Consider the following 21,663-nt stretch of genomic DNA (forward strand, 5'->3'; position numbering starts at 1 on the left):
GTCAACGGTATCAATAGAGGATACTGCGTGGCTGTAATGGCGACGTCAGGCGCATTCCTGAGGAGACGGCTAGCAGTGTGTTCCCACGACCATCACCATGATGACTACATGCTATGCCCACAGTGCGATTTATTGGTTAACCTGCCAGTGTTGTCGTATGGGCAAAAAGCGGTTTGTCCACGCTGTAAAACGGTATTGACCAGCCATCAGACAGAATCTTGTAAACGACTCGTTGGTTATGCATTCAGTGCATTATTTATGTTGCTGCTGGCCAATGTTTTTCCATTTGTAAACATGCGAGTGGCGGGAATTACCAATGAAATCAGCCTGAGTAAAATTCCTGAAGTAATGGTGGCAGAAGATTATGCCAGCGTTGCAACGCTCTTTATGCTGTTTGTTCAGCTTGTTCCTGCCTTTTGCATGATAACGGTGATTCTGCTTTGTCTGCATTCCTCGCTGCCGTTGCCGTTGAAAAAAGTAATGGGGAAGATTCTGTTTCAGTTAAAAAACTGGGGGATGGCCGAAATTTTTCTGGCGGGGGTACTGGTCAGCTTTGTCAAGCTGATGGCCTATGGGGATATTGGTATCGGCACCAGTTTTATCCCTTTTGTACTGTTCTGTGTACTGCAACTGCTGGTGTTTCAACGTTTGGATCGCCGCTGGTTATGGAACGAAATTGCGCCTCCCCCCGATCTCCCCGCAGTGCCTCAGTCGGGAGTGAGCGGGCTATCACAAGGGCTGCGCGCCTGCCTGTGTTGTACGGCGATATTGCCTGCGGGCCAGCTAGTCTGCCCGCGATGTCACAGCCACGGACAAGCGCGCAGGAAGCACAGCTTACAATGGACGATAGCACTGCTGATTACCTCGATAATGCTTTATATCCCATCAAATCTTATGCCGATCATGATAACGGAATCTTTAGGAAACCGAATGGGATCGACCATTATGTCTGGCGTCATCCTTTTGTGGAGCACGGGCTCCTATCCGGTAGCGATGGTCATTTTCGTCGCCAGTATCATGGTGCCTTCACTGAAAATGCTGGCGCTGGGGTGGCTATGCTGGAGCGCCAATGGAAAGGGAAAACAGGATCGTGAACGTCTGCATGTGGTGTATGAAGTAGTGGAGTTTGTAGGGCGCTGGTCAATGATCGATGTGTTTGTTATTGCGGTGTTGTCAGCTATGGTGCGTATCGGGCGTCTGATGAGCATTTATCCTGCGATTGCCGCCGTCTTGTTTGCTTCTGTCGTGATCCTGACTATGTTTGCTGCTATGACATTTGATCCCCGGTTACTGTGGGATCGCCGTGATGATGTTTTTCATAAGGAGTCTTCCGTTGACGAAAGATAAATACGCCGTTGCGGATATAGAAACGATTAAACGCTGGTCGCCGGTTTGGATTGTCCCGATCGTTACGGTACTGATTGGGGCATGGATATTATTTTATCATTTCAGCCACCAGGGGCCGCAAATTACCCTGTTGACCAAAGATGCCGAGGGCATTGAGGCAGGTAAAACCACGATCAAGAGCCGCAGTGTTGATGTTGGCGTAGTGGAAAGCGTCATACTGAGCGACAATCTTCATCAGGTGGAAATTAAGGCACGCCTGCATGATGGTATGGATAAGTTGCTCAGAGAAGATTCGGCGTTCTGGGTGGTGAAGCCACAGGTCGGGCGTGCGGGGATCTCCGGGCTGGGCACCCTGTTATCCGGGGCTTATATCGAGCTTCAGCCGGGTGTACGCGGTGATGAAAAAAATGAATTCACCCTGCTTGATGCCCCGCCACTGGCATCTCCCGATGCCAAGGGCATTCGTATTATCCTTGATAGCGAGCAGTCCGGCCAGTTGAATGTCGGCGACCCGGTGTTGTTCCGTGGTTACCGTGTCGGTTCGGTTGAAACCAGTGAGTTTGATCCTAAGGCGCGGAAAATGCGCTATCAGCTTTTTATCTCATCCCCTTATGACAGCCTGGTAACCACTAATGTCCGTTTCTGGAAAGACAGCGGTGTTGCCTTTGATATGTCCGCTCAGGGAATGCGGGTGGAAATGGGCTCGTTAGCGACGCTGTTCAGCGGCGGCGTTAGCTTTGACGTGCCGTCTGGCTGGGATTTGGGCAGTGCCGCCACGTCGCAGGCTGAATATAAGCTCTTTGACGACCAGCGCAGCATTCAGGATTCCCTGTATACCGAATACAAGGAGTACTTAATGTTCTTCAACGAGTCGATTCGTGGTTTGCAGCCAGGCGCACCGGTTGAATTCCGGGGTATCCGTCTGGGGACGGTGACTAAGGTGCCGTTTTTCACTAAAGATTTGAAACAGGATATTGATAACGATTACCGCATCCCGGTACTCATTCGTATCGAGTCAGACCGTTTTGATAAGGATTTGGGCGGAGAATTCGACTTTGAACAGCACCTGTCCAATTCCCAATCGTTGGGATTGCGTGCGGCATTAAAAAGCGCCAACCTTCTGACTGGCGCACTGTTTATCGATCTTGATTTCTATCCGCAGGAGAAAGTTAACAAGAAGCTGATGACCATAGACGGTTATCCAGTATTGCCGACCGTTAGCGGCGGCTTGTCGCAAATTCAGCAAAAACTGATGTCTGTATTGGATAAAATCAATGGCTTACCATTGAATCCAATGATTAACGAGGCCACTCAAACGCTGGCGGAAAGCCAGGCCACGCTGCGTGAAATGCAAAAAACGCTGGCCTCACTGAATAAGATCACCGCCAGCAAAGCAATGCAGGATTTGCCGCAGGATATGCAGCAAACCCTGCGCGAACTGAATCGCAGCATGAAGGGTTTCCAGCCTGGCTCACCGGCTTATAACAAGATGCTGGGCGATATGCAGCGGCTGGATCAGGTTCTGCGCGAGCTACAGCCCGTCCTGCGTACCTTAAATGAGAAGAGCAATGCCCTGGTGTTTGAGGCATCGGGCAGTGAAGATCCTCAACCGAAGAAGGCAAAACAATGATGAAAGGATGGACTCTGGCGTTGGTGTTGCTGCTGACTGCCTGTGGCAGCAACACGCAAAAAACCTACTATCAGTTACCGGCAATGCAGGATGCTACGACGCCAGTCGAAAAAACGGTAAACGATCGGCAATTGTGGCTGGAACACGTCAGCGTGGCAGACTATCTGGCTAATGTGGGCTTGGTTTACCAAACCAATGATGTGCAATATGTCATTGCCAGTAATAATGTGTGGGCTAGCCCTTTGGAGCAACAACTTCAGCAATCGCTGGTGGCAAATCTGGGTCACGCAATGCCAGGATGGCTGGTGACGACACAGCCGCAGGGGAGCGAGCAGTCGGTGCTGAACATTTCAGTGACCGCTTTTCACGGGCGTTATGATGGCAAGGCGGTGATTAGCGGTGAGTGGGTGCTGAATCATCATGGCCGGGTGCTCAAGCAGCCGTTTAATGTCGTATTGCCGCAGTCCGAAGATGGTTATGATGCGCTGGTCAGAACTCTGGCGATAGGGTGGCGTCAGGTCGCTCAATCTATCGCCCGGCAGGCTGTCTTGGCTGATTAACATCTGTAGTTGACGGCGTCTCTGAGGGGGATAGGCCAACAGGCGTATCACTCTCAGAGGCTTTGTTCTCCATTTCCCCATTGGCAATCTGCGTCTGTCTTTTCCCTCTGGGAAAAATTCTTATTTTTACTCAAAAATGTGACATTGGCGTGAATTTTGCGCCTTGATTTTTGGCGGCATAATCGTTATTCATAGTCTGTGGTTGCCTATAAAGTAATCACTGTTTTCTTTCCACCAGATTAATAATGAGGGAAATAAGGCATGAAGAGACAGAAACGCGATCGCCTCGAAAGGGCTCATTCACGTGGTTATCAAGCGGGTATTGCCGGCAGACCGAGGGAGCTTTGTCCTTATCAATCAATAAACGCCCGGTCTTACTGGTTGGGAGGTTGGCGACAGGCCATGGAGGACAGGGCGGTTACCGCTTAACGTGCCTTGTCATTAATGAGGGAGCAGCCTCCGCATTTTGCGGGGGCTTTTTTGTTCAGTACACTCTCCCTAATGAGGACTGTTGTTAATGGTCTGAGTTAAGGTTGGTGTTCAGTTTTTGTTAATTTAAGGCTTGGTTCGTTGACTGCGGGGGAAGCGCAAAAATGTTATGATGCTGACTAAAAGCTGACTCAGGAGAAATCATGTATCCCGTCGATTTACATATGCATATTGTTGCCAGCACTCACGCATACAGCTATCGCTGAATTTTCCAATTTGTGACAATGTCACTGAATAATAACAAGCAGGTTATTGAATGAATGAGTTTTCTATTGTGTGCCGCATATTGGGTACGCTGTTTTATCGTCAGCCTCAGGATCCGGTGGTAGCACCGCTGTTTATGCTGATCAAAGAGGGCAAGCTACAGCAGAACTGGCCACTGGAACAGGATGCATTACTGGAGCGTATGCGCACGGAATATGATATTTCCGCCATAGCGGCAGATTATCAGGCCTTGTTTGTTGGCGAGGATTGTGCGGTATCACCCTGGCGTTCATCGTATGACACGGCGTCTGAATCAGCGGATGTTCGGACCTTTTTACAACAGCGCGGGATGCCGCTGAACGACGGGGCAATCGACCATTTTGGCGGATTACTTCTGGCGGCATCATGGCTGGAAGATCAGGCGCAGGAAGACGAAACTGCCGCACAGATCGCGCTATTTGATGAGTACCTGTTGCCCTGGAGCAGCCGCTTTTTAGGGCAAGTGGAAAGCCATGCCACCACGGCATTTTACCGTACATTGGCGGTTCTCTGCCGTGAAGCGCTTGATGTAATGCGAGATGAACTGGATGAAGCCGGCGAATTGCCGGATGACGCTGAGTAGATAATTTCTGGCGTGGATCGGGTGACAGCCGCGCTGTCACCTGAAAAGAACGTCAGTCAGTGAACAGAATGGCAATTTGCCCCGGCTTAACCTCAATGCCTTTCGCCATTTTTTTCGCCAGCGCCTCCGTTGTGCTGTTATCCGCATTCAGAATATAGGCTGGTTTCTGATTGAAATAGCTTTTCAGCGACTGACTCAGATAGGGACTTAGTGTCGCCACCACCGTTTGCATTTTTTCCGGTTGCACCGTGTAATCAACCAATTCCATGTCTTTCAGGTAAACCGCGCCCTGCGCTTTATTGAATACCGGTTGGGCTTTAAGGGTGAGCATCATATCCGCTTTCTGATCGCCCAACAGGGACGTGATATCGACTTTTGCGTTGCCTGAGAGGGTAACTTTACCCGGCTCGGCTCTGCCGATTTGGCTGGACAGATCGGTTAACACAATATTGGCATCCACCACGCCGGGCACCCCCAACTGTTTCTGGTAGTCGTTATGCTTTTGCAGATACTCGTTTATTTCTTGCTCATTGAGTGTGTACTGCGTCAGTTTGTTGCAACCGCTCAACGTAAAGGCAAGCAGCAATGCCGTGGCGGCGAATCCCAACTTCTTCATTATCTGACCTCAATTATTATTTCTATGCATGTAATCAGGCGGTTAATACCGTAATTTCAGCGTGCCCCATCAGGGGATTTTCACCAATCGGATAGCACTGAAAGTGGATAACGCTAACGAGCCGCTTCACTGTGAAGCGGCTGATAATACGTTTCTTATTGTGCAAGGCTGCTCAACAAAGTGACCTGCGTCTGCTTGGCCATATTATCTCGGTAGGCTGAAACCCGTGACGGTGGCGTTACGCCAGCAACAATCGACAGGGAACGCAGCAGGGGGAACAGATTAATATCATCTGTGGATAATTCCCCGTTGCAGGCATTTGGCTGAACAATCAGGGGATCCAGATCCAACAAATCATTATTCAGTTTTTTAATCAGCCCTTTTGAATGGCTGAGGTGATCTTTGAAACTGCCGAATTGCGCTTCTTTTTTATTGATGAAGTATTGCCGGGCCGAAGCGGAGGCGAACTCCTCAAACGCCGCGTGGGCAAAGCGCGGAATAATCAGACGTGGCGTATAGTCGGATACTTTACGCAACCAGGCATCTATCGCTGGATTTGTCGAACCGGTCAGCAGCGGTTTTTTGTCATAATTATCAATAAAGTGAACAATATCCATGCTTTCTGGCATAGAGCTGCCGTCATCTTTTTGCAGAATCGGCACCATTTTTTGTCCGATCAGCCTTTTGGGCGTCTCTTCATCATCATTGGCTAAAATTTGCAGTTCGACAGGGATATTTTTCAGGCCGAAAATCATGCGTGCTTTTACGCAATAAGGGCAGTGGTCGTAAACATACAATTTCATACTCGGTATCCTCTCCTCTGGTCCACAGGTAAGAAACTGGCCACAAGCGCGACCGCTCATGGAGTTTGTCATCAACCGACGACGTAACAATCGGTTGAATGTATTAGGAAAGTATGGAGTGCTTTATCAGGGAGATCAAATACGTTGGTAAAACCGGTAACTCAGTTACCGCCCAGCATGGCGGGTTCAATACGGCGCTGATGGAACTGCCAATAGAACGCGGCCAGCGTCAACAACCCGATGACGCCTAATATGAACCAGGGGAGTTCAGGCTGCTCCAGAGCATGTCCGGTATCGAACAGCCAACCGCCCCCGCTATAGCCGATGGCTGCCCCCAACGCCAGCCCCAGGCGGCTGAATCCCATGTAGCTGCCCCTTGCCCGTGCATCCGCCAGCGAGGCGCTCAACGTCTCGCGCGCCGGTTCGGCAATAATCGCACCGACGTAAAACAGGCTGATTAACATCAGCAAGGATTGCAGGCTACTCGTCAAACCGATGGGGAACAGGCTGATGGTCATAATCAGCAATCCGGCCATCAGCCGTTGTTCGAGGCGGTAATATTTCTCGCTCCAGCGGGCGATGGGATAAAGCAGTGTTAACGACAGCGTTGCTTCAATGGCATACATCCATTTTACTGCCGTTGGCGTGCCGGCAATTTCATTCACCATAATCGGCAACATCAGTAATACCTGAACGGATAACATGTAATACCCGGTCAGCGTTAACACATATATTACGAAACGGCGATCGCGGATAGCGCGAGTCATTCCTTCAAAGATCGGTGTTCTGACCGTTGAAATACGATAGGCAGGTAAGAGCCATCCGTTCAGAGCCGCCGCCAGCACGAAAATAACGGCGCCAACCCAGCAAACCACGTTGAAGTCATACTGAAGCAACCAACTGCCGATAAGTGCGCCGATCACTGCTCCGGCGCTGTCCTGCATCATCAGCAGGGAATAAAAGCGACCGCGCTCCTGTGGGCGAACCAGCTTAATCACCAGTGCGGTTCTTGGCGGATCGAAGAGCGTACCGCCCAGCCCGGAAAGCGCGCAGGACAGCCACAAAAGCCAGGGTTCGTCAGCGATAGCCATAAAAGCGAAACCGGCGGCGCGTAATAGCATCCCGGTAACAATCATCGGTTTTGCACCGAACCGGTCAGCAATGGCGCCAGCGAAAATACCTAACCCTTGTTGAATAAGCTGACGTAAGCCCAAAGCAATACCGACTAATAATGCGGCCCAGCCCAATTGATCGACAAAGCGAATGGAAATAAGAGGGAAGACCACAAAGAACCCCAGAACCACCAACATATTATCCAGTAATAGAAAATATTTACCTGAGATCCGAGCTTGCGACATCAGAGGCATGTTTCACCATGAGGAAAAAGAAAGAAAAATAACAGACTTGGCTATTTTGTACTCTATTTTGCGTTTGGGATAGCCTGTTGCTGGATAATATTTTTTTATCGTCTGAACGTTATCTGAGTAACGTTTTTAGTAGAAAAGAGAGTTTTATCGATCTGATTGAACAATAACTCAGCGAAGGGGATTTTACGCCGAAGAATTTATCCGGTTATAGTGAGCATTGTCGGCGACGAACAATATTTTCTGCTGGCGAAAAGGAAAATAGTTATCAATCTATATCCGATAAATTTTACTTATCAAACAACTCGGAATTCAGGGGGGGGAGATGTTTGGCTATCGTTCTACGCCATCAAAAGTTCATTTAATGACCGATCGGCTGGTGGTGCGTTTGGCTCATGAGTGTGATGCCTGGCGTCTTGCGGAATACTATTCGGAAAATAGAGATTTTCTTAAGCCCTGGGAGCCGGTTCGTGATGTCAGTCATTGCTACCCTTCTGGCTGGCAGGCGCGGTTGAGTGTGATTAATGATATGCACAAACAGGGCATTGCCTATCATTTTCTGCTACTTGATCCGAATGAAAATGAGGTATGTGGCGTGGCGAATTTCAGCAATGTCCTGCGTGGAGCTTTCCATGCCTGCTATCTGGGGTACTCTCTTGGTCAAAAATGGCAAGGGCAGGGATTGATGTACGAAGCGCTTCAGCCCGCTTTACGCTACATGCAGCGTCAGCAAAACATGCACCGGATTATGGCTAACTATATGCCACATAACCGTCGCAGCGGGAATTTGCTCGCCCGATTGGGATTTGAGCGTGAAGGTTATGCGAAAGATTATCTGCTTATTGATGGAAAATGGCAGGACCATGTTCTGACCGTCCTGACTAACAATGTCTGGAAGCCACAGCGCTAAGGGGGCGTGATGAAGTATCAGCTAAGTGCCCGGGAGGCCAGAGTGATTGGTTGTATGTTGGAAAAGCAGATTACCACGCCAGAGCAGTATCCGATGTCGCTAAATGGTGTGACAACGGCCTGCAATCGGAAAATCACATTAGCCGGTAGCTATTGAGCGCGCAATGCGTAGACTAGTTGCACCGCGCAATCAGGATGGCCGCAGAATGGTCAATAATAGTCCCCGAACATTTCAGAATAGAATCGGATGAATTTACTTAAATCACTGGCCGCCGTCAGTTCAATGACCATGCTTTCACGTGTGTTAGGTTTCGTGCGTGACGCGATTGTGGCGCGGGTTTTCGGAGCAGGCGTGGCGACGGATGCCTTCTTTGTCGCATTTAAACTGCCGAATCTGCTGCGTCGTATTTTTGCGGAGGGGGCGTTCTCTCAGGCCTTTGTTCCTATCCTGGCCGAATATAAAAGTCAGCAGGGTGATGAAGCAACCCGGACATTCCTCGCTTACATTTCAGGTATGTTGACGCTGATACTGGCGTTGGTAACGGTTGCGGGCATGGTGGCGGCGCCGTGGGTTATTATGGTGACGGCCCCTGGTTTTGCGGCCACGCCCGATCGGTTTGAACTGACATCGGCACTGTTACGGGTGACTTTCCCTTATATCTTGCTGATTTCTCTGACCTCGATGGTGGGATCGGTGCTGAATACCTGGAACCGGTTCTCGGTTCCGGCATTTGCACCGACGCTTTTGAATGTCAGCATGATCGGTTTTGCTCTGTTTGCTACACCGTATTTTGATCCGCCGGTGATGGCATTGGCCTGGGCGGTGCTGGTCGGCGGGCTGCTTCAACTCGGCTATCAGTTACCGCATCTGAAAAAGATCGGTATGCTGGTATTGCCACGCATCAAATGGCGCGAACCCAGCGTCTGGCGGGTGATGAAGCTGATGGGGCCTGCCGTTCTGGGCGTTTCCGTTAGTCAAATTTCGTTAATTATTAATACCATTTTCGCCTCGTTTCTTAGTGAAGGCGCGGTGTCGTGGATGTACTACGCCGATCGGTTGATGGAGTTCCCTTCGGGGGTACTGGGCGTGGCATTGGGCACCATTCTTCTGCCTTCGCTGGCGAAAAGCTTCGCCAGTGGTAACCATGATGAATATTCCCGCCTCATGGACTGGGGATTACGCCTGTGCTTTCTACTGGCGCTTCCCAGCGCGGTCGCATTGGGTATTCTGGCGAAACCATTAACGGTTTCGTTGTTTCAATACGGAAAATTCAGTGCCTTTGACGCGGCCATGACACAACGTGCGTTAATTGCGTATTCCGTGGGGTTAATGGGGCTTATTGTCGTAAAGGTGCTGGTTCCCGGTTTTTATTCCCGGCAGGACATCAAGACACCGGTGAAAATCGCGGTAGTCACGCTGGTGCTTACGCAGGTCATGAACCTGATCTTTATTGGCCCGCTGCAACATGCGGGGCTGGCGCTTTCCATTGGGCTGGCATCCTGCCTGAATGCCGGATTACTGTTCTGGCAATTACGTAAGCAGGATATTTTCCATCCCCAGCCAGGATGGAGCCATTTTCTGCTGAGGCTTGCTGCTGCTGTCATTGTTATGTCACTGGTGTTGCTCGGTATATTGTGGTGGATGCCGGACTGGGATGTGGGCGGTATGGCTTTGCGGATCATGCGTTTAATGGCGGTGGTGGCTGCTGGGGCGGGGGCGTATTTCGCGACACTGGCCTTGTTGGGTTTCCGGCCACGGGATTTTGCCCGTCGTAGCATCTGAATAACAAAACGCCATTGGCAAGCTTAAACCAATGGCGTTTATTTTTCGTTCGACGCGACGATTTACATCTTCTCTACCGTGTCGATGCCCAGTGTATCCAAACCTTGTTTCAGCGTTTTGGCCGTTAACAGCGCCAGTTTCAGGCGACTTTGGCGAATCGCCTCATTTTCGGCATTCAAAATTGGGCAGTGTTCGTAAAATCTTGAGAATAAACCTGCTAAATCATATAGATAGGTGCACATGATATGTGGCGTCCCGTCGCGAGCAACGGTAGTGATGGTTTCCTCAAATTGCAGCAGACGGGTCGCCAGGGCAATTTCATGCTCTTCACTCAGCATAACGGGTTGAGTCAGGCTTTCTTCCTGAATGCCGGCGCGTTTAAAGATCGACGCAACGCGGGTGTAGGCATATTGCATATAAGGCGCAGTATTGCCTTCGAATGCCAGCATATTATCCCAGTCAAAGATGTAATCGGTGGTGCGGCTCTTGGACAGATCGGCATATTTTACCGCACCGATAGAAACAACTTTCGCCAGTTCATGCAGTTCATCGCCGTCCATTTGTGGGTTTTTTTCGGCGATGAGCTTACGGGCGCGCTCATAAGCCTCATCCAGTAAATCGGAAAGTTTAATGGTGCCCCCGGCACGGGTCTTAAACGGCTTGCCATCTTTGCCCAACATCATGCCGAACATGTGATGTTCCAGACTGACGGAGTCCGGGACATAACCCGCCTTACGCACAATGGTCCAGGCCTGCATCAGATGCTGGTGCTGACGCGAATCGATGTAGTAAAGCACCCGGTCGGCCTTTAGCGTCTCATAACGATACTTGGCGCAAGCAATATCAGTGGTGGTATAGAGGTAGCCGCCATCTTTTTTCTGAATGATGACGCCCATAGGTTCGCCTTCCTTGTTTTTAAATTCATCAAGGAAAACAACAGTTGCCCCGTCACTCTCAACCGCCAGACCTTTCGCTTTCAGATCGGTGACGATACCGGGCAACATGCTGTTGTACAGGCTCTCACCCATAACATCATCTTTCGTTAGCGTGACGTTAAGACGCTCATAGGAAATCTGATTTTGTGTCATGGTGATGTCAACGAGTTTGCGCCACATCTGGCGGCAATATTCGTCCCCACCCTGTAGTTTCACGACATAGCTACGGGCTCGTTCAGCGAACACGGCATCTTCGTCATAATGTTTCTTTGCTTCACGGTAGAACGCTTCAAGGTCAGACAGTACCATCTCTTCAGCGTGATCATTTTGCACTTTTTCGAGATAGGCGATCAGCATTCCAAATTGCGTGCCCCAGTCACCGACATGGTTGGCGCGAATGACATGGTGGCCCAGGAACGCCTGCGTACGCACCGCCGCATCGCCAATGATGGTGGATCGCAGGTGGCCAACGTGCATTTCTTTAGCCACATTGGGTGCGGAATAATCAATAACAATCGTCTGTGGTTCTACCGGTGTTACGCCCAATTTGGGGGCGCTCAGAGCATTCTCTACCTGACTGGCAACCCACTGTTTATCGAGGAAGATGTTGATAAAGCCAGGGCCTGCAATGTCTGTTTTGGCGGCGATGCCATCCAGAGCTAAAAGCTGAACGACCTTTTCTGCCAGTTGACGCGGCGGTATGCCGAGTTTTTTGGCAACGGCCATTACGCCGTTGGCTTGATAATCGCCAAACTGTACTTTTGCCGACTGGCGGACTTGTGCTTCGCTACCCACAGGCGCGCCCGCTGCGGCCAATGCCTGGCTGACTTTTTCGGAGAGAAGAGCCTGAATATTCACCGGTTTACCTTAAATAAAAAATCAAGCCCTGCTTATACCATATTTGCCTTTACGAGTCAGCAGATGGGGGGCTGGTCGTTGCTGTGGAGAGTAATGTGCTCACATTAAGGGGGGATGAGATGAAGTAAAAAAATGTGATATTCAGGCGATGTATAGAATTTTTTATATGGCGCAGGGGAACTGCGGTTATGACGTTTTTAGCGTTTCCTGGTTCTGGAATTTACACCGATTTTTTGTTCATTCCTGGTTTTAAAATGGCGAAAAATAGCATATGCCGCGATGATAATCAGCAGTAATGAGATAATTAATAGCATCATAGTGATGACTCTACATTATTATTTGGATGTCCAAATTATCCTTTTTCTTTTCTTCATTCAATGGACAAGTTTTTATTTAAGATAACTCTCAACAGAACTTGCGGGGGAATATCCTATGCTGACGACCAACAGAGTGTATTTTTGTTTGTTAATCAATCTTGTTGGTTTTTGCTAATTTTATGTCGCCCTCTGTGCTGACAGCACGAATAACTAAAAGCAGCGTGAAAATATAACTTCATTATTAATAAAAATTATAGATACAGATATTACTACCATGTAAATTAGTTTCTGATGGTTTACGTGACGAGTGAGGAGTTCATACCCTGTATGTTACCTGAAGATTTGGCGGTGGATTTGATTCGTTTTGAGCAGGAGTTAAATAAGTTTGCTGAGGGACTTAAGTTGGATTTGACGCAGTTCAACGCTGATCATATTTCGTTGCGTTGCCACCAAAATGCCACCGCTGAACGCTGGAAAAAACAGATGTTAAACCGCGGAAGCCTGTTTTCCGAAAACATGATTAATGGGCGAGTTATCAGTTTGTTTATCTTAGAATCGGCAATCAACATTGGCCCCTGGCGTGTTGATTGTATTGAGTTGCCCTGGCCGGGAAAGAAACATTACCCTCATGAGGGATGGGAGCATGTAGAACTGGTATTGCCGGGTGCGCCTGAGACATTGCATCAAAGAGCGCTAGCATGTTTATCTGATGAAGCATTGCGTACGCCTGGCGTAAAACTTAACTTCAGTTCGCCACAGGGCGAAAAGGAACGAATGCCTAATCCGACGCTGGCAGTAACCAATGGAAAGGTAACCATAAAATTTCACCCGTTTGATATTAGGGATATTATCGCAAGTGAAAATGGTAACAGATGAAGTAGCGATAAGTGAAAATTGTCGTGACTGATTGTTTACCTGCTTCAGGATTTATCATTCGGTTAAACACATTAATAAAATTGTGGTTTATGTCATATTTATTTCATGTGTTTATCGTATTCATTGTGACCATCATCTCCTCACGATATGCGTTTGAATGCCATAGTTAGTTGTTCTCGTAATTAAGAATGATCAAGCGATTTTCGTATAATTAAGAGAGATGAAATTTAGTGGTATTTAGCAGCGTTAAACGGAGGTGGATATGCCAAAACTGGAGGTCTGTTGCTATAGCATTGAGTGCGCCATCACCGCAGAGCAGGCGGGCGCAGATCGGGTTGAACTGTGTTCCGGGCTACGGGATGGGGGGTTAACGCCAGGATACGGATTGTTGCGTCTTGCCGGTGAAAAAATAGCGATTCCCGTTCATCCTATTGTGCGCCCCCGCGGTGGTGACTTTTGCTATAACGCAACCGAATTCGCGGCGATTAAATATGATATTGAGCAAATCCGGGAGATGGGGTTTCCTGGCGTTGTTGTGGGAATTCTTGATGCTGAAGGACATATTGATTTACCGCGTATGAAAGAAATCATGTCGTTGTCTCAGGGTATGGCGGTGACCTTTCACCGTGCGTTCGATCTGTGTCTGAACCCATACCTTGCGCTGGAACAGCTTACCGATTTGGGTGTTACCCGTATTCTCACCTCCGGGCAACAGCAGACGGCGGAAAATGGGTTGGTATTATTGCGTGAACTAACTCATGCCAGCCGTGGTCCAATCATTATGGCAGGATCCGGTGTGCGATTGACCAATCTCCATAAATTCCAGCAAAGCGGTATTCAGGAGTTACACAGCTCTGCCGGACTGTGGACTTCATCTGTTATGCGGTATCGCAAAATTGGCGTTTCCATGTGTTCTGATACCGATATGGATGAATTCAGCCAATATTGTGTTGATGGCGATGTGGTGGCTGAGATGAAACGGGCATTGAGTCCAGACCGTGAAATATCATCGGTTTCCTATGCCCACTAGGTTTCAAGATGAGGGTATACATTTTCAGGTTGAGCACTTTATCAGCCTGCCAGAGCACCCTTTGCCGCGCAGCATACCGTCAGGTTGCTTGCGAGTACCAAGCCCCGGCGTGTTGCCGGGGCTTTTTTTCTGCGCTAACGTCAGGGCTTTCGGGCGACCAACACGGCGCGTACTGGCGCAGGGTAGCCTTCAACGGTTTTACTTTGATCGTCGGGATCAAGGAAGTCAGCCAGCGATTCGCTGATCATCCAGTCTGTTCTGCGCTGTTCCTCCGGCGTTGTGGTGCAGATATCCACGACCCGGACGTCCACAAATCCGCATTTTTGCAGCCATTGGATCAGCGCTGCCGCAGAGGGGATAAAGTAGACATTACGCATCTGAGCATAGCGTTCGCCTGGCACCAGCACCTGATTTTCATCGCCTTCGATCACCAGCGTCTCCAGCACCAACTCGCCATCTGATACCAACTGATTTTTCAACTGCCACAGATGATCGAGCGGAGAGCGGCGGTGATACAACACGCCCATGGAAAAAACCGTGTCGAACGCGGCCAGTTCCGGCAACTGTTCGATACCTAGCGGCAATACATGAGCGCGCTGATCGTCACCCAGCAGTTTACGTACCGCTTCAAACTGGCATAAGAACAACTGCATGGGGTCAATACCGACCGCCATGCGTGCGCCTTCACCCACCATGCGCCACAGGTGGTAACCGCTGCCACAGCCGACATCCAGAATCAGACGGTCCCGCAACGGACGGATATGCGGAAGAACGCGCTGCCATTTCCAGTCAGATCGCCATTCGGTATTAATATTTACCCCGTAAAGCGAAAATGGGCCTTTGCGCCACGGCATCAGGTTGCGCAGCAGCATTTCTATTCCTTCCCGTTGTCCGGCGGTGATATCCGGCGCTATGCTGGCCGTCACGCCGTCGGTCAGATCAATATGCGTGGGCGTCAGGGCAGGAAGATGTTCCAGCGTGTTGAACCACAGCCTGAATTTACCGTGCAGTGATGCCTGTTGCCAGCAACTCAACTGTGAGGGCAGGGTATTAAGCCAGTGACTGAGGGGGCCTTTGGCGATTTGCTGATAAAAGTTGCCGAAGTCGATCACGCCTTATCCCCTGTTTTGAGCGCCAGCAATGAACCGAAGTTAAAGCATTGGAACCAAAGATCCGCGTGCTCAAAGCCCGCCAATTTCAAGCGACGCTTGTGGGTGTCCACGGAGTCCGTCAGCATAACGTTTTCCAACATGCTGCGTTTCTGGCTTATTTCTAATTCGCTGTAGCCGTTTGCGCGTTTGAAATCATGATGCATGTTGAATAACAGCTCGTCCACATTGGTATCGGCAAAACTGAGTTTCTCGGACAACACCAGTGCGCCACCTGGTTTTAACCCCCGATAGATTCGGTCAATCAATAGTTGGCGGTTGGCGGCCTCCAGAAACTGAAGGGTGAAATTCAGTACCACCATAGAGGCATTTTCTATTTCAATATTAAGAATATCGGCTTCGAGGATATCTACCGGCGTGTCAGAGCGAAAAGCATCAATATGATTTCGGCAGCGTTTTACCATTGCCGGTGAATTATCCACTGCGATAATTTTACAGCCAGGTACGTGAACATTGCGACGCATCGATAAGGTTGCGGCACCCAACGCGCAGCCCAGATCATAGACCTGACTATCCGGTTGCACGAAGCGTTTAGCCAACATCCCAATCATTGAAATAATGTTGGAATAGCCGGGAACAGATCGCTGAATCATATCGGGAAAGACTTCAGCAACGCGTTCGTCGAATGTCCAGTCACCCAGATTGGCAATCGGGGCGGAAAAAAGCAGGTCGCGGTTTGGCATGGTAAAAATAATGGCTGAGAGTAGTAATCGAGGGGGAGCATTCTAGCAGAATGACGTATACCCTTCACCTTTCAGGTTGCCGGTATGTTGGCTTCTTCTCTGTATAGAACGAATGAAGCAGGGGTAATCATCCGTTCTATCGCCTCACTCATGGCGCACAGGTTGTTTTAATACAGGGTAAAAACCATTTCCCACGGAAGATAATAGAGATTGGTCACAGACATCAGGATCAGCGAAACATAGGTTGCCGCCATTCCTGAGCGCCTCCAGCGGAATTCACGCTGACGCAAACCGTAGTAATGAAACAGACGCCCGACAATCAACAGTATGCCGCACAGGTGGATCAACGCCACAATGGCGCCATTCATTTCCATCAAAACCAGTAGAATAGCGCCGATAGGAATATATTCCACCGCATTGCCATGAACCCGAATGGCCGTCTGTAGCTCATAAAATCCACCGTCGCCATAGGCTATGCGGTACTGCATTCTGAGTTTTACAACGTCGATAGACAACTTTATCAACAACAATGCGCCAAGCACTACGTAGAGAGCGCTTACCATTTTTAACTCCATGACCTGACCGAAAACGGCTGGCGGAATAATAGCTTTCCGAAACAGAACTGTCGCCTGTAAAGTCAACTTTTTTTATTTGATATGAACGAAGTTATGGTTCCATTTATTAAGGAAAAGAGCTAACACATTAGCAGGCATAATAGTTATCAATGTTATCCGGCTACCAGCGCATCGACATTAAAACAGTGACTCTTGCTGAGGCCAGTCTGGCTGTCGCGGCAATGCGGGAATAATACCGGACAGTAACGGCCAGAGCTGTTGCGCCAGCGGTGGCGCATCGCCAATATCAGGCGTATGAATAAACAGAAAAGGCCGAGTGTGCGGCCACTGCGGCAGTTTATTCAGCCACGACTGAAACCAATGCAGGTTTTCCTGCAAGTTTTCACTGCCAATAAAGCGAATTAAAGGTTGCGTGGCCGTTAACACGGCATGAACCGGTAAGCGTGGTTTTTTGCGTTGCGCTTCCCGCATCGCCACACTGTCTGGTGCGGCATGATGAACCGGGCGGCTGTCCAGAATAACGCGGTTAATCCCGCGCTGCTGCAACCCCTGATTCAAGGCGCGTTCCTCATCGCCTTTAGCGAAAAATAGAGTATGACGAACTTCAACGCCATAGCTGAACCCTTGCGGCAGCGCATCAAGGAATTGCCACAGAATAGGAAGCTGGGCCGGGCCGAAGGCGGCAGGCAGTTGCACCCAGAGTTGTCCAATGCGTGATGCCAGGGGAGCCAGACATTGATAAAAGTTCAGTACCTCTTGCTCACATTGACGCAAACCCGCCCGATGAGTGATTACAGATGGAAATTTAAAACAGAAACGGAAATCATTGGTGGTCATATCACGCCAGCGCATAACCAGCTCACGGCTGGGTAATGCGTAAAAAGTGGTATTTCCTTCAACACAGTTAAAGTAGCGGGAATAATCAGCCAGATCGTGCAATCCTAAACGACTCCAGGCAGGATGTTGCCATTGAGGTAATCCGATATACATTATTCTGTTCCGGTAACAAATTAACGTTATATTAGCGATCATTTCATTAACCGATAGTGAAAATTGTCAAAAAGAGTGTGCGGGCGAGCCGCAGAGCATTACCTTCATACTTATCGTCTGGGTGAATTTCCTTTATAATAACCGCCTTTTTTCACCGGACAGTAATCCAGAAAAACCATGCCGTTCAGCTAAGATACCACGGCTTTTCGATTGCCATGAGCAGCGAAAAGGGTGAGTTGTGCGGCTGAGTAAAAGGACATAGCGATGCGTACTGAATATTGCGGGCAGTTGAATTTGTCCCATGTGGGCCAGGAAGTGACATTGTGCGGTTGGGTTAACCGCCGCCGCGATCTGGGTGGTTTGATTTTTATCGATATGCGTGACCGCGAAGGCTTGGTTCAAGTATTCTTTGATCCGGATCGTCAGGACGTACTGAAACAGGCAGCCGAGCTGCGCAACGAATTCTGTATTCAGCTTAAAGGCGTAGTACGTGCCCGTCCAGATAGCCAAATCAATAAAGACATGGCCACCGGTGAAGTTGAAGTGCTGGCTACGGCGCTGACCATCATTAACCGCGCCGAGCCGCTGCCGCTGGACTCTAACCAGACCAACAGCGAAGAAGCGCGTCTCAAATACCGTTATCTGGATCTGCGCCGCCCCGAAATGGCCCAGCGCCTGAAAGCGCGTGCGCGCATTACCAGCTTTGTCCGTCGCTTTATGGATGAGCACGGTTTTCTGGATATTGAAACCCCGATGCTGACCAAAGCCACGCCGGAAGGGGCCCGCGACTATCTGGTGCCGAGCCGGGTACATAAAGGCAAGTTCTATGCGTTGCCTCAGTCACCTCAGTTGTTTAAACAGTTGCTGATGATGTCCGGTTTTGATCGCTATTATCAAATCGTCAAATGCTTCCGCGACGAAGATTTACGCGCCGACCGCCAGCCGGAATTTACCCAGATCGATGTGGAAACCTCGTTCATGACCGCCCCGCAGGTGCGTGAAGTGATGGAAAAACTGGTGCGTGAACTGTGGCTGGAAATCAAAGGCGTGGATCTTGGGGATTTCCCGGTCATGACTTTTGCCGATGCCATGCGCCGTTTTGGGTCGGACAAACCGGATCTGCGCAACCCGCTGGAACTGGTGGATGTGGCCGATCTGGTAAAAAATATCGAATTCAAGGTGTTCTCCGGCCCGGCAAACGACGCAAAGGGGCGTGTTGCGGTGATCCGTGTACCGGGCGGCGCGCAACTGAGCCGTAAGCAGATTGATGAATACGGCAAATTTATCGAAATTTATGGCGCGAAAGGGTTGGCCTATATCAAGGTCAATGAGCGGGCCAAAGGTCTTGAAGGGGTGCAAAGCCCGGTCGCAAAATTCCTCAGTGAAGATGTCTTGTCTGCGCTGCTGGAGCGTACCGGCGCTGCCGACGGCGATATTCTGTTCTTTGGCGCCGACAGCGCCAAAGTGGTGACGGACGCGCTGGGGGCGTTGCGTCTGAAACTGGGCCGCGATCTGAAGTTGACCAGAGAAGGGAGTTGGGAGCCGTTGTGGGTTATTGATTTCCCAATGTTTGAAGAAGACGGCGAGGGCGGGTTGGCGGCCATGCACCATCCGTTTACTGCGCCGTGCGATATGACGCCCGACGCGTTGGCGGCGAACCCGGTAGCGGCGATTGCCAACGCCTATGACATGGTATTGAACGGTTATGAAGTGGGCGGCGGTTCGGTGCGTATTCATAACGGGGATATGCAGCAAACGGTGTTTGGTATCCTCGGTATCAATGAACACGAACAGCGTGAAAAATTCGGTTTCCTGTTGGATGCGCTCAAATTTGGCACACCACCACATGCCGGACTGGCATTCGGCCTGGATCGTCTGGTGATGCTACTGACCGGCACCGATAATATTCGTGATGTTATTGCTTTCCCGAAAACCACGGCTGCCGCTTGTCTGATGACGGAAGCGCCAAGCTTTGCCAACCCAACCGCGCTGGACGAATTGTCGATTGCGGTGGTGGGCAAAGGGAAAGCGGCGCAGGACAGTAAACTCGAGAACCAATGATATGGCATACAAGCGACCTGTGTCGGTTCTGGTGGTGATTTATGCACGTGATACCGGACGGGTGCTGATGCTGCAACGGCGTGACGATCCTGATTTCTGGCAATCCGTGACCGGTAGCCTTGAAGAGGGGGAAAGCACGGTGTATGCCGCACAGCGTGAGGTCAAAGAAGAAGTTAATATTGATATAGCCGCAGAGGCATTATCACTCTTTGACTGTCAGCGCTGTATTGAGTTTGAGCTTTTTGCTCATTTGAGACGTCGCTATGCGCCGGGCGTGACGCGCAATACGGAACATTGGTTCTGTCTGGCGTTACCCGTGGAACGCGAGGTGGTCATTACCGAACATCTCGCTTACCGGTGGCTTGATGCGCCAAATGCGGCGCAGCTTACCAAGTCGTGGAGTAACCGGCAGGCGATTGAGGAATTTGTTATTTATCCGGCCTGAACAGGCTTTTTTCGGAGATTTTTATGGCAGGTCATAGTAAGTGGGCCAACACAAAGCATCGTAAAGCAGCACAAGACGCCAAACGCGGCAAAATTTTCACCAAGATTATCCGCGAATTGGTCACCGCCGCCAGACTGGGGGGCGGCGATCCGGGGTCAAACCCGCGCCTGCGTGCCGCCATCGATAAAGCCCTGTCCAACAATATGACGCGCGATACGCTGAACCGTGCCATTGCCCGCGGTGTGGGCGGTGACGAAGACAATAACATGGAAACCATCATTTACGAAGGTTACGGCCCCGGCGGTACGGCAGTCATGGTTGAATGCCTGAGTGACAACCGCAACCGTACGGTTTCTGAAGTTCGCCATGCTTTCACCAAGAGCGGCGGTAATCTTGGTACGGACGGCTCTGTTGCTTATCTGTTCACTAAAAAAGGCGTTATCTCCTACGCGCCTGGTCTGGACGAAGATACGGTGATGGATGCCGCGTTGGAAGCGGGTGCGGACGACGTGGTGACTTATGACGACGGCGCTATTGATGTCTTCACTCCGTGGGAAACGTTCGGTGAAGTCAAAGATGCTCTGGATGCGGCGGGGCTGGTGGCTGAGGCGGCTGAAGTTTCCATGATCCCCTCGACCAAAGCGGATATGGATGCAGAAACCGCACCGAAGTTAATGCGCCTGATCGACATGCTGGAAGATTGCGATGATGTGCAGGAGGTTTACCACAACGGTGAGATCTCCGATGAGGTGGCCGAATTACTATAATGGCGACACGATGATGGAAAGAGGGCGTCTCTCTGTCTGGCGAACCGGCGGAGCGTTACAATGACAATCATCCTCGGTATCGATCCCGGTTCGCGTGTGACGGGGTATGGCATTATCCGCCAGCATGGGCGTCGGCTTACTTATCTCGGCAGCGGGTGTATTCGTACCGTTGTCGATGATTTGCCCACGCGTCTCAAGCTGATTTATTCTGGCGTAAGTGAAATTATTACGCAGTTTCACCCGGATTGTTTTGCCATTGAGCAGGTCTTTATGGCGAAGAATCCCGATTCAGCCCTCAAACTGGGGCAGGCGCGCGGTGCGGCGATTGTGGCGGCGGTGAATCGTGATTTACCGGTGTTTGAGTACGCCGCCCGACTGGTGAAGCAAACCGTGGTGGGCACGGGCGCGGCCGATAAAAAGCAGGTGCAGCACATGGTTCGCTCGTTGCTCAAGCTATCCGCCAGCCCGCAGGCAGATGCCGCCGATGCGCTGGCTATTGCCATCACCCACTGTCACTTTAACCAGAACCTGATCCGTCTTGGCATCGAGAAACGTCATCCGGCACATGGGCGGTGACGCTGAAACGCAAGCTGGATATTCATCCAGCTTTTTTTATGTTATAAGCTATAA

The 21,663-nt window shown here is 50.2% G+C and carries 21 protein-coding genes and 1 pseudogene; 14 read left to right on the forward strand and 8 right to left on the reverse strand.

Features of this window, described 5'->3' with window-relative positions:
• Positions 1-36: 36 nt before the first annotated feature.
• The 5 genes from pqiA to BIY29_RS11480 all read left to right on the forward strand — a co-directional run bounded on the left by pqiA (position 37) and on the right by BIY29_RS11480 (position 4,852).
• The gene (gene pqiA / locus BIY29_RS11460) at positions 37-1,347 is read left to right on the forward strand and encodes a membrane integrity-associated transporter subunit PqiA (protein ID WP_121575287.1); all 1,311 of its coding nucleotides are present in this window, start codon (positions 37-39) and stop codon (positions 1,345-1,347) included.
• Complete coding sequence (gene pqiB, locus BIY29_RS11465; RefSeq protein WP_420808417.1) at positions 1,307-2,977, forward strand: intermembrane transport protein PqiB; 1,671 nt, start codon at positions 1,307-1,309, stop codon at positions 2,975-2,977. The genes pqiA and pqiB overlap by 41 nt, the downstream gene beginning before the upstream one ends.
• The gene (pqiC, locus tag BIY29_RS11470; protein ID WP_121575256.1) at positions 2,974-3,537 is read left to right on the forward strand and encodes a membrane integrity-associated transporter subunit PqiC; all 564 of its coding nucleotides are present in this window, start codon (positions 2,974-2,976) and stop codon (positions 3,535-3,537) included. The genes pqiB and pqiC overlap by 4 nt, the downstream gene beginning before the upstream one ends.
• A gap of 261 nt (positions 3,538-3,798) precedes the next feature.
• A complete protein-coding gene (gene rmf, locus BIY29_RS11475; RefSeq protein WP_121575257.1) occupies positions 3,799-3,966 on the forward strand; it encodes a ribosome modulation factor in 168 nt (55 codons plus the stop codon).
• A gap of 316 nt (positions 3,967-4,282) precedes the next feature.
• Positions 4,283-4,852, forward strand: coding sequence for a TorD/DmsD family molecular chaperone (locus tag BIY29_RS11480; RefSeq protein WP_121575258.1), 570 nt, complete (start codon positions 4,283-4,285; stop codon positions 4,850-4,852).
• Between the two features lie 52 nt (positions 4,853-4,904).
• On the opposite strand, the gene BIY29_RS11485 is transcribed toward BIY29_RS11480, so the two are convergent.
• The 3 genes from BIY29_RS11485 to mdtH all read right to left on the reverse strand — a co-directional run bounded on the left by BIY29_RS11485 (position 4,905) and on the right by mdtH (position 7,638).
• On the reverse strand, positions 4,905-5,468 hold the full coding sequence (locus tag BIY29_RS11485) for a lipoprotein (RefSeq protein WP_121575259.1): 564 nt from the start codon (positions 5,466-5,468) through the stop codon (positions 4,905-4,907).
• A gap of 155 nt (positions 5,469-5,623) precedes the next feature.
• A complete protein-coding gene (grxB, locus tag BIY29_RS11490) occupies positions 5,624-6,271 on the reverse strand; it encodes a glutaredoxin 2 (RefSeq protein ID WP_121575260.1) in 648 nt (215 codons plus the stop codon).
• A 161-nt stretch (positions 6,272-6,432) separates the two neighbouring features.
• Positions 6,433-7,638, reverse strand: coding sequence for a multidrug efflux MFS transporter MdtH (gene mdtH, locus BIY29_RS11495; RefSeq protein WP_121575261.1), 1,206 nt, complete (start codon positions 7,636-7,638; stop codon positions 6,433-6,435).
• Positions 7,639-7,960: 322 nt separating this feature from the next.
• Between mdtH and rimJ the strand changes: the two genes are divergently transcribed.
• The 3 genes and pseudogenes from rimJ (at position 7,961) to murJ (ending at position 10,327) form a co-directional block, all read left to right on the forward strand.
• Positions 7,961-8,545 (forward strand): ribosomal protein S5-alanine N-acetyltransferase, encoded by a 585-nt coding sequence (gene rimJ, locus BIY29_RS11500; RefSeq protein ID WP_121575262.1) that lies wholly within the window; start codon positions 7,961-7,963, stop codon positions 8,543-8,545.
• Between the two features lie 9 nt (positions 8,546-8,554).
• Positions 8,555-8,677 (forward strand): annotated as a pseudogene (locus BIY29_RS11505) (DUF480 domain-containing protein); the annotation flags it as partial.
• Positions 8,678-8,791: 114 nt separating this feature from the next.
• Entirely contained in the window at positions 8,792-10,327 is a 1,536-nt protein-coding gene (murJ, locus tag BIY29_RS11510) for a murein biosynthesis integral membrane protein MurJ (RefSeq protein WP_121575263.1), read from the forward strand.
• 62 nt (positions 10,328-10,389) lie between these two features.
• On the opposite strand, the gene argS is transcribed toward murJ, so the two are convergent.
• Complete coding sequence (gene argS, locus BIY29_RS11515) at positions 10,390-12,120, reverse strand: arginine--tRNA ligase (protein ID WP_121575264.1); 1,731 nt, start codon at positions 12,118-12,120, stop codon at positions 10,390-10,392.
• A gap of 644 nt (positions 12,121-12,764) precedes the next feature.
• On the opposite strand from argS, the gene BIY29_RS11520 reads away from it, so the two are divergent.
• Positions 12,765-13,313 carry a VOC family protein gene (locus tag BIY29_RS11520; RefSeq protein WP_121575265.1) on the forward strand — a complete coding sequence of 183 codons (549 nt, stop codon included), beginning with the start codon at positions 12,765-12,767 and terminating at the stop codon, positions 13,311-13,313.
• Positions 13,314-13,575: 262 nt separating this feature from the next.
• Positions 13,576-14,343 carry a copper homeostasis protein CutC gene (cutC, locus tag BIY29_RS11525; protein ID WP_121575266.1) on the forward strand — a complete coding sequence of 256 codons (768 nt, stop codon included), beginning with the start codon at positions 13,576-13,578 and terminating at the stop codon, positions 14,341-14,343.
• 140 nt (positions 14,344-14,483) lie between these two features.
• Here cutC and cmoB read toward each other — a convergent pair whose 3' ends face one another.
• The 4 genes from cmoB to BIY29_RS11545 all read right to left on the reverse strand — a co-directional run bounded on the left by cmoB (position 14,484) and on the right by BIY29_RS11545 (position 17,760).
• On the reverse strand, positions 14,484-15,455 hold the full coding sequence (gene cmoB / locus BIY29_RS11530) for a tRNA 5-methoxyuridine(34)/uridine 5-oxyacetic acid(34) synthase CmoB (RefSeq protein WP_121575267.1): 972 nt from the start codon (positions 15,453-15,455) through the stop codon (positions 14,484-14,486).
• Complete coding sequence (gene cmoA, locus BIY29_RS11535; protein WP_121575268.1) at positions 15,452-16,195, reverse strand: carboxy-S-adenosyl-L-methionine synthase CmoA; 744 nt, start codon at positions 16,193-16,195, stop codon at positions 15,452-15,454. Before cmoA ends, cmoB begins: the two co-directional genes overlap by 4 nt.
• 167 nt (positions 16,196-16,362) lie before the next feature.
• The gene (locus tag BIY29_RS11540) at positions 16,363-16,758 is read right to left on the reverse strand and encodes an MAPEG family protein (RefSeq protein WP_121575288.1); all 396 of its coding nucleotides are present in this window, start codon (positions 16,756-16,758) and stop codon (positions 16,363-16,365) included.
• A 189-nt stretch (positions 16,759-16,947) separates the two neighbouring features.
• Positions 16,948-17,760, reverse strand: coding sequence for a DUF72 domain-containing protein (locus BIY29_RS11545; protein ID WP_121575269.1), 813 nt, complete (start codon positions 17,758-17,760; stop codon positions 16,948-16,950).
• A gap of 264 nt (positions 17,761-18,024) precedes the next feature.
• Between BIY29_RS11545 and aspS the strand changes: the two genes are divergently transcribed.
• From aspS to ruvC, 4 genes are read left to right on the forward strand one after another with little or no spacing between them, the layout of a single operon-like run.
• Entirely contained in the window at positions 18,025-19,821 is a 1,797-nt protein-coding gene (gene aspS / locus BIY29_RS11550; protein ID WP_121575270.1) for an aspartate--tRNA ligase, read from the forward strand.
• A gap of 1 nt (position 19,822) precedes the next feature.
• A complete protein-coding gene (nudB, locus tag BIY29_RS11555; RefSeq protein ID WP_121575271.1) occupies positions 19,823-20,266 on the forward strand; it encodes a dihydroneopterin triphosphate diphosphatase in 444 nt (147 codons plus the stop codon).
• Between the two features lie 23 nt (positions 20,267-20,289).
• Complete coding sequence (locus BIY29_RS11560) at positions 20,290-21,033, forward strand: YebC/PmpR family DNA-binding transcriptional regulator (protein WP_121575272.1); 744 nt, start codon at positions 20,290-20,292, stop codon at positions 21,031-21,033.
• A gap of 60 nt (positions 21,034-21,093) precedes the next feature.
• Positions 21,094-21,609 (forward strand): crossover junction endodeoxyribonuclease RuvC, encoded by a 516-nt coding sequence (ruvC, locus tag BIY29_RS11565; RefSeq protein WP_121575273.1) that lies wholly within the window; start codon positions 21,094-21,096, stop codon positions 21,607-21,609.
• The last annotated feature ends 54 nt before the right edge of the window (positions 21,610-21,663 follow it).

It is taken from the genome of Brenneria alni (assembly GCF_003666245.1).
Taxonomy (GTDB): domain Bacteria; phylum Pseudomonadota; class Gammaproteobacteria; order Enterobacterales; family Enterobacteriaceae; genus Brenneria; species Brenneria alni.